The organism is Streptococcus mitis, from assembly GCF_946190375.1.
In the GTDB taxonomy this organism is placed as follows: domain Bacteria; phylum Bacillota; class Bacilli; order Lactobacillales; family Streptococcaceae; genus Streptococcus; species Streptococcus mitis_CJ.
The window spans coordinates 19,853-35,524 of sequence record NZ_CAMIAF010000005.1; the positions used below are offsets into that span (position 1 = coordinate 19,853).

The 15,672-nt window shown below is 31.8% G+C and carries 15 protein-coding genes and 1 pseudogene; all 16 read right to left on the reverse strand.

Features of this window, described 5'->3' with window-relative positions:
* Positions 1-22: 22 nt before the first annotated feature.
* The gene (locus N8M09_RS03330; RefSeq protein WP_261063786.1) at positions 23-1,078 is read right to left on the reverse strand and encodes an acyltransferase family protein; all 1,056 of its coding nucleotides are present in this window, start codon (positions 1,076-1,078) and stop codon (positions 23-25) included.
* Between the two features lies 1 nt (position 1,079).
* The gene (locus N8M09_RS03335) at positions 1,080-2,144 is read right to left on the reverse strand and encodes a glycosyltransferase (RefSeq protein WP_261063789.1); all 1,065 of its coding nucleotides are present in this window, start codon (positions 2,142-2,144) and stop codon (positions 1,080-1,082) included.
* Positions 2,137-3,015 carry a glycosyltransferase family 2 protein gene (locus N8M09_RS03340; RefSeq protein WP_261063791.1) on the reverse strand — a complete coding sequence of 293 codons (879 nt, stop codon included), beginning with the start codon at positions 3,013-3,015 and terminating at the stop codon, positions 2,137-2,139. Before N8M09_RS03340 ends, N8M09_RS03335 begins: the two co-directional genes overlap by 8 nt.
* The gene (locus tag N8M09_RS03345; protein ID WP_261043547.1) at positions 3,008-3,652 is read right to left on the reverse strand and encodes a hypothetical protein; all 645 of its coding nucleotides are present in this window, start codon (positions 3,650-3,652) and stop codon (positions 3,008-3,010) included. The genes N8M09_RS03340 and N8M09_RS03345 overlap by 8 nt, the downstream gene beginning before the upstream one ends.
* Before the next feature lie 430 nt (positions 3,653-4,082).
* The gene (locus N8M09_RS03350) at positions 4,083-5,207 is read right to left on the reverse strand and encodes a glycosyltransferase (protein WP_261063793.1); all 1,125 of its coding nucleotides are present in this window, start codon (positions 5,205-5,207) and stop codon (positions 4,083-4,085) included.
* On the reverse strand, positions 5,197-6,306 hold the full coding sequence (locus N8M09_RS03355) for a glycosyltransferase family 4 protein (protein ID WP_261063794.1): 1,110 nt from the start codon (positions 6,304-6,306) through the stop codon (positions 5,197-5,199). Before N8M09_RS03355 ends, N8M09_RS03350 begins: the two co-directional genes overlap by 11 nt.
* Before the next feature lie 9 nt (positions 6,307-6,315).
* Positions 6,316-6,936: pseudogene (locus N8M09_RS03360) on the reverse strand (capsular polysaccharide synthesis protein); the annotation flags it as partial.
* Positions 6,937-6,946: 10 nt separating this feature from the next.
* A complete protein-coding gene (locus N8M09_RS03365; RefSeq protein WP_261063795.1) occupies positions 6,947-7,288 on the reverse strand; it encodes a capsular polysaccharide synthesis protein in 342 nt (113 codons plus the stop codon).
* Entirely contained in the window at positions 7,281-8,138 is an 858-nt protein-coding gene (locus N8M09_RS03370; RefSeq protein ID WP_261063796.1) for a LicD family protein, read from the reverse strand. Before N8M09_RS03370 ends, N8M09_RS03365 begins: the two co-directional genes overlap by 8 nt.
* Before the next feature lie 30 nt (positions 8,139-8,168).
* The gene (locus tag N8M09_RS03375; protein ID WP_261063797.1) at positions 8,169-8,960 is read right to left on the reverse strand and encodes a DUF4422 domain-containing protein; all 792 of its coding nucleotides are present in this window, start codon (positions 8,958-8,960) and stop codon (positions 8,169-8,171) included.
* A 1-nt stretch (position 8,961) separates the two neighbouring features.
* Complete coding sequence (locus N8M09_RS03380) at positions 8,962-9,594, reverse strand: sugar transferase (RefSeq protein ID WP_261063799.1); 633 nt, start codon at positions 9,592-9,594, stop codon at positions 8,962-8,964.
* Between the two features lie 10 nt (positions 9,595-9,604).
* Positions 9,605-10,297: a tyrosine-protein kinase gene (locus N8M09_RS03385; protein ID WP_261063801.1), complete on the reverse strand. Its 693-nt coding sequence runs from the start codon at positions 10,295-10,297 to the stop codon at positions 9,605-9,607.
* A 10-nt stretch (positions 10,298-10,307) separates the two neighbouring features.
* Positions 10,308-11,000: a CspC family polysaccharide chain length determinant protein gene (locus N8M09_RS03390; RefSeq protein ID WP_261063803.1), complete on the reverse strand. Its 693-nt coding sequence runs from the start codon at positions 10,998-11,000 to the stop codon at positions 10,308-10,310.
* An 8-nt stretch (positions 11,001-11,008) separates the two neighbouring features.
* A complete protein-coding gene (cps4B, locus tag N8M09_RS03395) occupies positions 11,009-11,740 on the reverse strand; it encodes a capsular polysaccharide biosynthesis protein Cps4B (protein ID WP_261063806.1) in 732 nt (243 codons plus the stop codon).
* Between the two features lie 6 nt (positions 11,741-11,746).
* Positions 11,747-13,195: an LCP family glycopolymer transferase CpsA gene (gene cpsA, locus N8M09_RS03400; RefSeq protein WP_261063808.1), complete on the reverse strand. Its 1,449-nt coding sequence runs from the start codon at positions 13,193-13,195 to the stop codon at positions 11,747-11,749.
* Positions 13,196-13,573: 378 nt separating this feature from the next.
* The gene (locus tag N8M09_RS03405; RefSeq protein WP_261063809.1) at positions 13,574-15,532 is read right to left on the reverse strand and encodes a peptide ABC transporter substrate-binding protein; all 1,959 of its coding nucleotides are present in this window, start codon (positions 15,530-15,532) and stop codon (positions 13,574-13,576) included.
* Positions 15,533-15,672 lie beyond the last annotated feature (140 nt).

Here is a 15,672-nt window from a genome sequence, read left to right on the forward strand (position 1 = left end):
CTTTACGCTCTATAAAATTTTTTTAATTCACTAACCATTTATACTTCGGAAGTAGTTTTTTAAATGCTAAAGTAATCAGCAAGCTTAAAATTAATGTTACCAAAAATCGAAAAATTACCATTAAAATAATTCCATGAGGTGTAATCATTAAATCCTCAGCAACAATAAAGCCCCACTTTAATATCAAATAATTAAGAGTATCCGAAAAAATATAAATTCCTAGACCATTGACTAAAATAAGCTGGTATATTCTGGTATTCATCCATTTCGTGTTTATTGTTAAATAATAAGCAATGGTATAAGTTACTAAACTCCCATACACTGCTAAAATTTCTACAAATACCTTTGAAAGAATAATTGAGTATCTTTTAATACCCAAATTCATGAAAATTAACAAAACAAATCCGATTAAGAGGAAATATACAAATTTCTTGGTATGATTCAATAAATGGTTGTATACCTCCCTTTTTTGTTCAAATTTAAAGCCAATCGCGAAATAAAATAAAAATTGAAACGAACTTTTTATTAAAGGAACATTAATTTTATAACTGATTAAATGAAGTACAAATAGGAATAGTAACATTCCAATCCCCGTATCTCTTCTCAAGACGAAGTATGCAATCATAAAAATAATAAACAATGTAAATAAATACCACAGATGAGTATTTCCAAATAAAAACAGTTGGCCAAGGATGGCATTCAAAATACTCGTTTGTACAAAATAATTTGAAATATATTTTACAGGAAGCGTATATAAGATTGTAAAAACAATAAAGGGGATTATTAGTCTTTTAAATTTATTTTTAAATAAAGTGAAAAGACTCTGCCACTTATTTTTTTCAACTTGAATTCTAAAAAATGCCCCAGATATAGCCATAAATAATGGCATATGGAAATAATAGATAATTTCTGTTAATACATTCAAAACCTTTATTACTATAAGTGAATGATTGTTATTTATATAGTGATGATAATCAATCCCACCAAAATTTGTTGTGATAACATAATATGTACTATGTCCTAATACTACCAATAATATTGTGAGTACTTTTAAAAAATTATATTCTTCTTTTTTCACATCAATCTTCCTCAAAATAATTATTGAGATTATTTTTTATTATGCTTAAAGATTTTTCAATCGCTAAATTCGTAAAATAACCTTGCCTTACCTTTTTGGACAACTGTTCAATATTTTCTCTAAAAATCTCATATTGCTCTTCAGTCATATTAGTAATAATCTCTTGCATTTCAATTAAATCATTTACTACAATTCCAATATTATTTTCTTTAACAAAATCACTCAAGGCAGATTGTTTCCAAACAATAACCGGTATTTTTGAAGCTATAAATAACGACACTTTATGAGGATTATTGTATGTTAAATACTCCCCAGTAATCCCTGAACAAGTTAATATAGAATCGCCATCCCAAACTAATCCAAAATCACCTTCAAGTACAAAAGGAATTTTTTCAGGCGAAAAACTTCCTTTATATGATACATAATCATTATTGTTAGTCGATGAAGTAAAATTAGGTCCATATAAATTAAATTTTATTCTATTTTCATTTTTTAATAACTCAGTTAAATAACCACTTTTTTGGGGTGAAAGATTCCCTGCAATTACAACTGTTTTATCAAAAGATGCTTTTTCTTTATTAAAATTATCCAGTAAGTAATCAAAAATACCGAGTACAACTATTTTTTCACTGCCGATCTTATTTTCTATTAAAAACTCCTTCATTCGTTGGTTATGACAAATAATCACATCAGCATTTTTAACATACTGTTCCTTAGAAATTAGATTTTTTTTATTTCCCGAATACCTTAACGACTCTAAATCGTTTATTAAAAAGATCATTTTAGCTTTTCTACATTGTAGTAATTTCATTAAAAAATTTTTTAGTTTCCCATGAGTAGCAAAAGGAAATTGAAATATCACAATATCATTACTTCTAATTCTAATAAGACACAACAACAATTTAAACGCATAATCAAATATTCTTACTATCTTACTATTTTTTTTTAATGTTACTAGTGGTTTAAATTTACAGTCTTGAAATATTTTCTGTAGATCATTTGGTGCTTTTGTAGCTGCTGTTGAATCACTACCAAACTCTTCATCAATATAATATAAGTTACTCATTTTTCACCCTCTTAACAATTTTTCTAATTCTAGCCATCATTACTACCATATATACTAAAATTAAAGGCTGTTCAAGATTAATAGCGGTTTGCTTAATTCTTTGGTTTCTAATTTTATGATAATTATAGATCATCCCAAATTTTCTCTTTAATGTAAAATCAATTTGTAACAATTCCTTGGTCATCATTTGATGTGCAACTGGATTATTAAATAAAATTTTTTCACTATTTTTGGTTAATCCGTCTTCTAAATAGTCACAAAAATAAATGATGTCATTAAACCAACGTAATTTATAACCTCTTCTTGCAACTTCATTCCATAAGACAACTTCACTCATAAAGTTTTCTCCATCTATCTCTGGAAACTTAATACTCTTCAAAATAGCTGTTCGATATACTTCCGCCTTATCTCCTAAAATATTATGTTTAGCTCGATGTAAATTGTCACAATCTATATATGTTCCTTCAAAGGTCTCTCCAACTATTCTTTTTTTAGAGAAACCTCTATTAAATGCTATACCTGCAAAACTGTTATCAAAGGCAATTCCAGAATAGTAATTAAAAATTTTCTCAATAGCATCATCTGTCAATGAATCATCGGAATCAACGATGAAGAATAGCTCCCCTCTAGCTAAATCCAAACCATGATTAATTGCTCTATGCTTACCCCCATTTTGTTGATAAAAATATCGTATTTCAAAATCTGCCTGTTCCTTAAATGTTTCAACAAGCTCACCTGTCTGATCTATGGAACCATCATCTACAATAAGCCATTCAAAATGTTTATTTGTTTGACTGTTTAATGAATGAAACAACTTATTCATTAAATACCCTCTATTAAAAGTTGGTGTAAATACGGTAATTTTATTCATTAATACTTTCCTTCCTTTTTCCTAAATAATCAAAAAATAATATTGGAAATAGAAATACGGTGTAACCATAGCTCTCAAACATTAGAGAAATAAATACACTAATCAGTAGAATACTTTCTCTTAGTGTAAATGAGTATTTCTTTATTCTAGAAAAAATAAATATCAAAAATAATACAAAAAAAATAATTCCTTTCTGTAATAGCAATCCTATATAACCACTGTCAATTATGACTGTTCCTTGAACTAATGAGACAATTGCATCAATTCTTTTGCCAAATAAACTAATCCCATATTCTCTAAAAAATATATAACTACTAAAAATTCGATTAGTGAACAATTTATTTAAAAATTGAAAAATGCTATTGGCTTCAAAATTAATTGACATTAGAGTTATAAACAAAACAGACACAGTAATAGCTAAGTTAATAAAAAAACTATTTAACGGTCTATTTAACTTACCCATTTTATCAAAAAAGTAACAAAGGAGAATTACTAAAATACTTATATATCCTGAAGTTCTAGAGTCCGCTAACTGTAATACCCATAAATTCATCAATAATAAAAATAAATAAAAGAAGGATTTAAATCGTTTTATTTCAAAAAGATTTAAACTACAAACCGTTAATGAATAAATCATTAACCCTAATGAATTCGGGTGTACAAATCCTAAACTATTCCTAATACCACCATTTGATCTATATATTACAAAATTACTAATATAGCCAAAATGGGACAATAATATAATTGTTAACACGAAAACTGTAAGTGTAATAAAATGTATTTTGAAAAAATTTTTATTATCTTTTAATATAATTGTATATAATAAGAAGAAGTACGGTATTTCTAGAAATGTAAAACCATTAAAAAGATTTAAAATAAATGTTAAAAAAAACAATATTAAGGAAGTTAGTTTTAATCCATTTATTCCATACTTAAGACTATGCATCATAAACAGGAATAATATACATATAAAGATTACAATCGAAATTCCATCAATTCTGTCAATATTTACAAATTTCAGTAGATACAATATTGTTAACAGAGAAAAAATTATATTGAACAATGTGTTATATTTCTCTTCGAATTTCAAAACTTCCACTTCCTTTCTTAAATATCTCTAAAAATTTGTAATAAGCTTCTTCATTAAAATTAAAATTAACATTAGCAAAGTTATTCGCAATGACTTCCTCTAGCCCTTTTGCTAATTCGTTACTCGTATGCTCTACCTGGATTACTTCAAAATATTTTGCCATAACCTCAGAACCTTGAGTTTTTGTTGAAATACTAGGAATGCCTAAAACAGCTGCTTCTGCTAATACATAACTAAAAGACTCTGATACTGAACTTTGAATTAATCCCACACTATTCTTTATATATTTATATGGATTAGATTGAAAACCTAATAATTTTATATATTGGCTCTCTCCTAGATTGTTAATTTGATTCTTTAAATGATCATATAAACTACCATCTCCCAAAATAATTAAATGATATTGTGAATACTTTTTTCTAAATAAATGAAAAGCATTTATTAATAATTCAAAATTTTTAACAAGTTCTAATCTTCCTATCGCACAAAAATAAGGAATATTTTCTAATTCTATTTCCTCTTTACTTAAATTTTTTATTTCATCAATGTTAAGTAAATTAGGGATTACTTCTAAACTTGTCTTTGGAAAAATCTCCTCAAAGGATTCTTTTTGTGGAGTAGAAACAGCTAAGATTGAATTAAACTTTTGATAACAAGTCAATTCTTCTTTAAAATTTTTAAACGATCGTTTTGAATACCAATTTTTTGAGAAATCGCAATGGATATAAGCCAGTTTTAAGCTATCTTTATTCGATGATCCCGCTATGATTTTTGTTGGTTTTCCTTCTATATATGCAAATTCATAATCAAATTTTTCATTTTTAAAAATACTTCTCTGTATAATCCATCTATTCACAAATGACGGTGGCAAAAACTTAACAAGCTTATTCACTATTTTTTCAATAATAGCTGGTGTATTCTTTCTAATAAAATAATCAAGCCTTAAATGACTTAATTTTGAGCCATAAAAATTATTTTTTCCCGTATATACTAGAATGCTAATTTCAAACATACTTTCAAATTCTTGAACAAAGTTAACAAGTGATTTTTCAGCTCCCCCACCTGTTAAACTAGTTATACAAATTAACATTTTAGGTTTCAAAATTATTCCCTCCAGTCATTTCCTCAATTAAATCAATCCACTGTTGAATTATTTTATCTTTATCAAATTTATCCATATTATCCTTGGCATGATTAGCAAAGGAAGTTCGCAAGTTCGAATCTTCCATCAATTTAAGTAGTCTCTCACTCATCTTATCGGTATCATAACAATCAATTAGATAACCATTGACCCCATCTTCAACAATCTCATTAGGTCCCGTTGGACACCTGAAGCTAACAATGGGAAGATTATATTGTTGAGCTTCTAACAATACCAAGGGTAATCCTTCGTAACGAGAAGTCATGACATAAATTCCTTTATCTCCATAAATCACATCCTGATTTTTTTCGAGTCCTTTTATGATTAACTTATCTTGCAAATCATTTTTAATGATTAAATCCCTGATTTTATCTACCTCATCTTGATTACCAGAACCATAAATTTCCCAAGTCCAGTCAGTCTTTTCTTTCAGTACTTTCTTAGCAACTTGAACAAGATAATCATAGCCCTTTTGATAATCGAAACGACCTACTGTTATAATCTTGGTAGACTCATTGTTATAAGTTATATCGGAAAGAACGTTCTCTTTCCAATTATAAATATAAGCAATCTTGCTCTCAGAAATGCTGTATTTTCGTATAAAATTTCTACGATCTTCTTGCGTGAGAGTAATAATCTTGTCTGCTAATTTTGTTCCAACATATCTTTGGATTTTCCGAGAAAATTCACTATTATCCGCAATTGAATTGGTATGATCACACAAAACTACTTTAGTTTGAGTTCCTATTCCTGCCAAAGATAAAAATATATTAGCAGTTATCCCTATCCCAAAGGTAACCTCTATTTCATTATCTATGAAATATTTTTTTAACATTTTTGAGATTTTTAGAATATTCTTAGACAAGCGTACTCTATGGTCAAAAAAATTGGAGTATCTTACTTGAGAATTGATTTTAAAGAATAAATCTGATTGCTTTGTTGTAATTCCAATTAAATGAACTTCATACTTTTTTGTAAGTTCGTTTGCCAAAGATACCGCAACTCGCTCACCGCCACCAGAATCATCCAAAATCCATCTTACTAAAGCTATTTTTTTCATTTTTTACCATCATTTCAATTTACTTTTAATTAACGCCGAATAATTATTTTCAGGATCACATTTTATTTTTGTATCTAATTTATATGTCGTTTTAAAAATCTTCGTGTTTTCTGAAATATGTTCCCATATATTTCTATCAAATTTTTCAGAAAAATGATTTTCAAGCCAAAACAAATTCAGATTTGTTGATTCTAATTCCAACATTTGTTTTTTTATCTCGGCATCTGTATCAAATGCTATATCAAAAATATAGTCAATCAACAAATAATCAATGACATAATCAAATTTTTTAAAATATTCAAAGAAAAAATCACGAGTAAATTCGTATAGCGAACTATTCCCTGATAATAAAAAAGTCTTCCATCGATTCTTGGAAACATTTGGAGAATAATCTGTCATCTCACCTGTCTTTATTGTAAAATAAGATTTAGAAAAGTTATCCCATTTAAAAGACGAATGAATGAACACTGTTGAATCAATCCAAGTTCCACCATACTGCGAAAGAAGACAAACACGTATCATATCTGAAATATTTGCAATTGAAATATAGCCTTTTTTAATTTTTAATTTTAGATATTCAGGAATTTTAACATAGCGCTCAAAGGTGGATTCGTCTAAACAATAAAATTCAAAACCATTTTCATGAGCTAATTTTTTTCATGTTATCTAAACAATACTTTACAATTTCAGGAGCATTATCATAACCTTGCCACCACAATGTCCAAATAATTTTTTTATTTTCGAGATTATCTTGAGTAAAATTATAATTTTCTACAAATTCATCAAAATGTAGTTTTAGAAATTCTTTTGTTTTCTGGTGACGTTTTTCGCAAAAAAATCTTGCTTGATTTTCACCTATTACGTTTGGTACTTGTCCCAAAAATTTTCCTAAAAGTTGCCAATTTAAAACATTTGAAGGAAAATATTTTTTCTTATTTTTAATATCTAAATAGTAAGCTTGTGCTTTTCTAATCTTACTCACCTATATTCTCTCCTAAACTTATAACTCTATATTGATGAGGAAGTCTTTGTTCAATTGGAGGTAATGTCATATAATTATTACCATATATTGCTTTGAGGTAATCTTTATATTTATTTGGACAGTTCAGTTTTATTCCTTCAAAATCTAATTTAACAGGTTCACCAAAATAACAACTTGGTACTAACTCACGAAGTTTATATGCCCCTGTAAAATTACCTGCATAACCCTCCATTACTGAATATTTCTTTATCGTTTTTAAATATTTGTACTGTTGTTTTTCAAACGATAAAATATTTTCTATTTTTAAACGATCTGCTATTTTGATTATCAATTTTTCATGCCAAGGTCTATCAGCTTTATTCTGATTTACAATACTATTAAATTGAGATAATTGAACCATCATTCGTCTATATAAATACCGTTTTTCATGAATTTTTTTCTTTATACCTTTACTGGGTAAACCATCTATTGGAAATATATCAATCCACAAACTTTCTTCTTGTTCGACATTACTATAATTCATCACTATTCTTGTTGAAGTATCTCGAATCACAGAAAATGCTTTTCTATATCCTGGTGTATCCTCACTCAAAAACTGATATTTACCATTAATTTGTTCAGTAGCAATTTGTTTAAATCGTTCATAATCCTCTCTTGGCATACCCAAATCGATATCATCATCCCAAGGTATAAATCCTTTATGTCTCACAGCTCCTAATAAGGTTCCACCCAAGGCGTAATAAGTCAAATCATTATTTTCACAGATATCGATGAATAATCTTAACAACTCTATAATTTTACTTTGAATAATTTCTATATCTGACTTCATTTGTTGACCAATTTCTCTCAATATTTTCTAGTTAAATAGTCTATATAATTATTAGAAACTCTGTCCATATTTCTTTCCAAAAAATTTTGCCATTAAAAATGATATTCCTTTTTTAAACAAGTCAACCTTTTCCATGTACATAAAAGGGACTTCCTTAATTTTTAGATCGTTTTTATCTAACCACACATTAAATAGTATCTCACTAACTCTTCCAAATAATCTAGCCTCAAAATCAGTTAAATCTGATAAATCCATACTTTCATACATACTATCCAAAATAGGAAATAACCAAGAAAAATAATTGTCTGCCAGTTCTTTTTTCATGATGAACATGTTAAACATGCATCCGCTTCTTTGTTTCATTACCTTATCAAAACTAGAGAGATATTCTGGATTATTCATTTCAATCATTTTTCTAGCTAAATCTAAATGAGTACCATCAAAAGTATGATCGTAATGAGAATAAAGAGTTTCAATATAATATTTTCTTCTTTTAGGAACGATGACTTCTGAGTTCTCTAACAATTTCTCCACTTCAAACCTATTTAAAATTACATCATCAATATTTATTGATTCGTTGTACCCTTTAGTCATTTTAGTAAAATAACGACGATAGTGTACCAAACCTAAATAGTCGCACTCTAAATTTTTCCAAGCCCAATAGAGACCTGTAAGTTCACAATAGTACGGGTTTAAGGTTGAAATGTTTTCTCCAGAATTATCACCTTGAAATCCTAAATTTTCCTTTCCTTCACATCCTACGTAAATTGGCAGATACATACTTGTATCACTGGGCATTTTATATTTTTTATGTGTTGCTACTAATATTTTTATATTTTTCATATTAATTATTATTACCCATTAAAACTGTATAAAATCCCTTCAAAATAAGCAAAAAATCAGTCTTAAAAGATACATTGTCAATATATAATAAATCTAGATTCATTCTATCACCAAAAGGCATGTCATTTTTATTTGGCGTAACTTGCCAATAACAAAGCAAACCAGGTTTCACAGACAATCTTTTAGACATCTTTAAAGTATTATCCGTTTCTTTATGAGTAAAAATATGATGAGTTATCTCAAACTCTTGTAATGGACGGGGTCCCACTATAGCCATATCACCCTTTATAATATTCACTAATTGAGGTAATTCATCAATTGAAAGTTTTCGTATCACTTTACCGACTTTTGTAGTCATACTTTGAGAATGTTCTTTAAAATTTAGACGATCAGTTTTACCACTATTAATGCTTTCCTTTATTCTCTGATCAGCATCTTTGTACATGCTACGAAACTTTATTACTTTGAATTTTTTTCCATTTAAACCAACTCTATCTTGTAAATAGAAAACATCTCCTGGATCTTCTATCCAAATAGCCAGAATCGTTATAGGAATAATCGGTATGATTATCAAGGTAATAAATAGAAAAAACGCCAAAAATCTATCTAAAGTATCTTTTAAAATCAAATACATTTTTAACTAATTATTTCTTCCCATAAGCTCCATAGGAACCATAGACTCCATAAGCTCCATATTTTTCAACTTCTGTGTTAAATTTATTTAGAACTACACCTAAACATGGAATTCCTGTTTGTTCTAACTGTTCTTTAGCCTTTAAGACATCACGTCGTTTTGTCTCCCCAGCTGCCGTTACCAAGATAGAAGCATCACATTTTTGCGTAATGATGGTAGCATCAATGACCATCCCAATCGGTGCCGTGTCGACAATGACATAGTCAAAATACTTACGCAGGGTATCAATCATGGTATGGAAATTTTCACTCTGCAGGAGGGCTGTTGGGTTAGGTGATACAGGACCTGCCTGAATAACAAATAAATTTTCAACATTGGTATCACAAAGTCCATGAGAGAGGTCTGCGGTCCCTGCCAAAAAGTCAGTCAATCCAGTAATTTTTTCTCTTGACTTGAAGACACCAGACATAACTGAGTTACGGATATCCGCATCTACTAGTAATGTTTTATAGCCTGCACGCGCGAAAGCCCAGGCGATATTAGTTGACGTTGTAGACTTCCCTTCACCAGGTTTGACAGATGAAATGGCAAGAACTTTCAAATCATCACCACTTAATTGAATATTGGTGCGCAAAGCATTATAGTGTTCTTCAGCTTTTTTGGCAAAAACCAAATGCTTTTGTGCGATTTCTAATGTTGGCATATTTTCTCCCTTATTTTAACTTATTCAAATCTGGAACAATTCCTAAAAGTGCAACATGCATTACTTCTTCCACGTCTTCTGGTCGTTTGACACGATCGTCCAATAATTCAAGTAATAAGACCAAAATAACCATCACTGCTCCACCTGCTAGAAAAGCAAGTAAGGTATTTCGACGAATATTAGGTGAGGATGGTGTTAGAGCTGGTCTCGCTTCCTCTAGTGTTGTCACATCTGATACACGAGTAACTTTAATAATTTTTTCAGCAGCCACCTCACGAAGAGCGTTTGCGATACGACTGGCTTCTTCTGGTTGATCATCCTTTACAACAATCGATACGATACGAGTATCTAAAGGCACTGTTACTTGAATCTTCTTGCTTAATCCTTTGCCTGATTGCTCTAATTTAAGATTTGAAATGACTTTCTCCAGTACATCTTGCGAAAGGATAATTTCCTTATAGTCTTTTACCAGGTAAGTACCAGCCTGCAAATCCTGGTTGGTCAACCCTGCATTTTCTGATTGATTTCGATTGACCACATAAATCCGTGTCGTACTCGAATACTCAGGTGTCAGTACAAAACTACTTACACCAAAAGCAACTAAAGCCGCCACAATCGCCGTTAGGATAATAGCGATTTTCTTCTTCCAAAGGATTTTAAATAATTGAACAACGTCAATTGCGATTTCTTTATTTTCTTTCATGTCAACTCCTAAATAATTTGATCCGCTAAGATGAAACGAGGATTTTCAATAAATAATTCTCTCGCTCTTCTTTCACCGTATTGTTTTGAGATAAGTTCATAGGCTTCTTTCATATAAGGCGGTCTTTGGTCTAAATTGTGCATATCACTAGCAACAAAATGAACCAAATCACGCTCTAGAAAATAGCGAGCTCTTTTCTTCATAAATTTGTAGTTATCCCCAAACAACTTTGGTTTTAAAACACTTGAACTGTTGATTTGTGTATAACAGCCCATATCAATCAACTCTTTTACTCGTTTTTCGTTATTTTCTAATTCATGATAACGTTCAATGTGAGCAACTACAGGCGTTATCCCAAGCATGAGAACATTGCTCAAAGCAGTATGGATTTCCCTGTAAGGGGTAGCCATGCTAAACTCAATGAGTGCGTATCGCGTTCCATTGAGACTTGGGATCACCTGTTTTTCTAACTTCTCAAGCACATCATGGGTATAATAAATCTCTGCTCCATAGAGAATGGTCAAGTCTGGAGCCACTTCCTTGGCTATCTCCTTAACTTCTTGGAAATTTGTTGCTATTGTCTCCTCAGGTGTCTCAAACATTCCTTTTCGTCTATGTGATGTCGATACAATAGTCCTTACCCCTTGCCTATAGGCTTCTGTCAGAAGCGCCTTGCTTTCTTGCTTCGTTTTAGGACCATCATCCACACCAAATACAATATGCGAATGAATATCAATCATTTTGTTTTATTTTCCTTCCAACACATCATTAATTGCATCCTTGACTGACTCTAAACTGCTGTCACTTATCTCCATCATGTAAAGATTACTCTCAGGCATGGCGTAAGACGGTAAATCCATACGCCCTGTTCCTTTAAGATCTTGCGAATTGATCTTATAAGTTCCACCACTCTCTAGCTGGGCATTAACTAAATTCATCATAGTTTCAAGCGGCATATTGGTTTGCAAGGAATCCTGTAGCCCCTTAATAATACTGTCATAATTTTTCAAAGCTTCTGTAGAGGTTAATTTTTGCAGAATAGCCACAATGACCTTTTGCTGATTGCGACCACGGTCTCGGTCCCCATCTGCCAGAGAATAGCGTTCACGCACAAAGCCAAGAGCGTCTTTCGAATCCAAATGTAATGTGCCTACAGAGTAATGTTTTCCGTTATTTGTATGTGCATCAAATTCTTGGTCATTATAGACATCAACTCCACCGAGAAGATCAATCAACTTCAAGAAAGAGGTGAAATTCAAACGAGCATAATAGTTCAGGTCAATACCGTAGAGATTTTCCAGTGTATGAATGGAAGCATCTACTCCATAAATCCCCGCATGGGTCAACTTATCTTTTTGGTTGTTGCCTCCATCTGCAATTGGAACATAGGAATCACGAGGTGTCGTTGTCAAGAGAATCTTTTTCGTTTCACGATTAACTGTCATAATAATATTGACATCCGAACGAGAAACTGAACTGATTGGACCGTAAGTATCAATTCCGCTGATATAAACGTTGAAACTGTCACCTTTGACATCTTTTGGAGTTTCAACCGTCTTGGTTAATTCTTTGGTATAGATTTTCTTAATTTTTGAAGCATAGTCAGGATATTCCGATTCGATAATGTTTTCAAAGACACTGTTTAGAATGATTGCCTTTGTATCACCGGCTAGCAAGCTCTTATAGGCTGCAAGATAGGAGCTACTTTCTTCAACTGTCAATTCTTTATTTTGACTCGTCTTAATATCAGCGATTAGCTTTTGAATATTCTCATTATCCGTACCTGTTGGCCCCATAACACTAGATAATTGGGTAACATTATTGATATCGCTATCCTTTAAAACGACGACGCTGAGAGAATACTCTGAATAATTTGAAGTTGCATTAATATGACCTGTAAATCCTACAAATTGCTGCAGAGTAAATAACGAAACTGAACTCACTAAAACAGCTAGTGTCAAAAAGAAAATCGTGAACTTTTCTGCTTTTTTATAGATTATTAATAATCCGGCAATCACAGCAACCATCAAGGCAAAAACTGCGACCACTATATTAACGTGCCTGAAAGCAAGTATATTGTACTTAAAGATTAAAAACAATAAAAAACCAGCCAACAATAAATAAATAGTCAACAAAACTATATTAACACTTCGCTTCACTTTCTGTGAACGTGATTTTTTAAAACGTCTACTCATGATTAACACCTATACATTTAATGTTACTATTATATCACCTTTTTACGATAAGTTCTACATCTAGCCAGTTTATAAACATCCTTCGATATAGGTTATTTGGACATCATAAGCACTTATACTCTTTGAAAATCTCTTCAAAGTATACCAACACCACCGTATAATGGTTATATGTTACTGGAGACAATCTCAAAACAAGTCTTTGAAATTCTGTGTATCTCTTCCTAGTTGATCTTTGATTTTCATTGAGCATTAAACCATCAAAATCAATACAGCATTTCATTTACACTTCAACATAACTAGACAACTACTAGCCCATACAGCAAAAAACAGTCCTATTAGGACGACTTTATAAAAATCATCCAATAGAACTGCTCATCATTATTTAACATGATTTTCTGCTTCTTTTTGAGCTTTTTCGATTGCTTTTTTGCTTTCTTGCTCCCATTTGGTCTTCGCTTCTTCATACTGTTTGGTTGTCACAGTGTCTTTTTGCAGTTTCATGTACTTGTAGTTATTGCCGTCACCCTTGATACCGACCAGTGAATAGCCTCTTGTAAATGGCGTTACTTTGGTTACAGATGCTGTACCACCACTTGACATGGCTGACATAATCAGAGAATTGTCAATCATCCAAGCCTGTGCTTCAGCATATTTTTCATAGCGTTTGGCTACATCTTTATTTTCGCTATCTGCATCTTTGAGCATCTTGGTGTAAGTATCTAGCCCCAAGCTAGCAATCTTAGCTTTATCTTCTTGAGCATCTAGACCAAAGATTTTGAGATAGAATCCATCCTCTGCATTGAAAGGATTAAGATAAGTTGACGGATCTTGGTAGTCACCTACCCAACCATCAAAGTTCAAATCATAGTCTCGATCAGCTGGTGTCGGTGCCAAGAAAGCTACGTTATTAAAATCATCTGTTGAAAGTTGTTGAACATCAATGACAATGTTATCAGCACCTAAAACTGACTCCAGGGTCTGCTTAACAGAGTTCATACCTGTCACAGCATTCTTACTTGTTTGATCAACAGCCACATCCAAGTGAATAGGGAAAGTCACACCTTGACTTGCCAATTCTTTTTTAGCTTCCGCAAATTTTGCTTGGGCCTTTTCTTTGTTGAAATAGGCATCCTGAGCATCTGCCAAGTTAATACCTGACCATTCTGTGCCATAGTTGACCAATTTAGAAGCGACTACTTCTCCAAAGGTCTTGTCTCCAACTTGGACAAATGTAGGAGGTACTAGGGTGTTACGAAGGGTCTTGCTAGCTGCTTCTTCCCCATTTGACTGAGCAGAATAGGCTGTGCGGTCCAAGGCAAAGTTCACTGCTTGGCGGAAGTTCTTGTTCAATACAGCTGTCTCAGTTGAATTCTTCTGCTCATCTGTCGTTTTAGACGTATGGTTGTAAGCCTTACGGTTGACGTTGAAATTGAAGTACCAAGAAGTCTTGTCCTGCAAGCTATAGACGATATTATCCTTATATTTTTCCTTAGTCTTAGCAAAGTTAGAACTATTTGGATAAACCCCAGCGATAGAATAGGCTCCACTTTCAAAGTTACGGATGGTCAATTCTTGGTCTGAACCATCAAAGTAAGCCAATTTCACATGTTCAATCGATACTTTGTCATGATCATAGTAATGCGGATTCTTCACATACTCAATCGATGATTTTGATGTGAAATCTTTTAACAAATAAGGTCCGCTGTAGAGAATACTATCTGGAGATAGGGTACCAAAATCTTTCCCTTTTGAATTTAAAAACTCTTCGTTTACTGGGAAAAGAATACTGTTGGTTGTTTTTGAGTTCCAGTAAGGCTCTGGACGTGCCAAAGTATACTCAACAGTCTGGTCGTCAATAGCCTTCACTCCAACCTTAGAAAAGTCAGAATCCGCTCCTGTAATATAATCATTCAAGCCCTTGATCGAGTTTTGAATCAAGTCAATGGCCTGTGATTTATTGTCCACTGCGTACTTAATCCCTGTCACAAAATCTTGTGCTTTGACTGGGGCGTACTCTTCACCGTCAGCCGTGAACCATTTGGCATCTTTTCTCAGTTTATAGGTATAAGTCAGACCGTCGCTTGAAACAGACCAGTCTTCTGCTAAAGACGGAACTAGGTTTCCATGGTTATCATTTTCAAGCAAGCCATCAACTAGGTTAGTAATAATGGCTGTATTATCAGCGTAGTAGTCTAATAAATAGTTAAATGTAGTTGGATTTCCACTAAAGGTTGATGAGTAAGTTTTTGTATCTGAACCAGATTGTCCGCAAGCAGTTAAAAGCAGGGCAGCTGCAAAAGTCAGGCCTGCACTAAGGACACGCTTTTTTGTAGTCATCTTCTTTCTCCTTTATGTTAGTTTTTATAACATAAGTTTATTTTACCAAAATAGTGGAAATTTGTAAAGTTAATTGAATTTTGAGAATGAAAATTTATAAACCTTGGTTATAAAAAAACAAAGGATTTCTGCCTTTCATA

Coding starts and splice junctions, on each gene's coding strand:
- N8M09_RS03335 (WP_261063789.1), bottom strand. CDS start 2,144: ATGAGTAACTTATATTATATTGATGAAGAGTTTGGTAGTGATTCAACA.
- N8M09_RS03340 (WP_261063791.1), bottom strand. CDS start 3,015: ATGAATAAAATTACCGTATTTACACCAACTTTTAATAGAGGGTATTTA.
- N8M09_RS03345 (WP_261043547.1), bottom strand. CDS start 3,652: ATGATTTATTCATTAACGGTTTGTAGTTTAAATCTTTTTGAAATAAAA.
- N8M09_RS03355 (WP_261063794.1), bottom strand. CDS start 6,306: ATGAAAAAAATAGCTTTAGTAAGATGGATTTTGGATGATTCTGGTGGC.
- N8M09_RS03375 (WP_261063797.1), bottom strand. CDS start 8,960: ATGAAAAATATAAAAATATTAGTAGCAACACATAAAAAATATAAAATG.
- N8M09_RS03380 (WP_261063799.1), bottom strand. CDS start 9,594: ATGTATTTGATTTTAAAAGATACTTTAGATAGATTTTTGGCGTTTTTT.
- N8M09_RS03385 (WP_261063801.1), bottom strand. CDS start 10,297: ATGCCAACATTAGAAATCGCACAAAAGCATTTGGTTTTTGCCAAAAAA.
- N8M09_RS03390 (WP_261063803.1), bottom strand. CDS start 11,000: ATGAAAGAAAATAAAGAAATCGCAATTGACGTTGTTCAATTATTTAAA.
- cps4B (WP_261063806.1), bottom strand. CDS start 11,740: ATGATTGATATTCATTCGCATATTGTATTTGGTGTGGATGATGGTCCT.
- cpsA (WP_261063808.1), bottom strand. CDS start 13,195: ATGAGTAGACGTTTTAAAAAATCACGTTCACAGAAAGTGAAGCGAAGT.
- N8M09_RS03405 (WP_261063809.1), bottom strand. CDS start 15,532: ATGACTACAAAAAAGCGTGTCCTTAGTGCAGGCCTGACTTTTGCAGCT.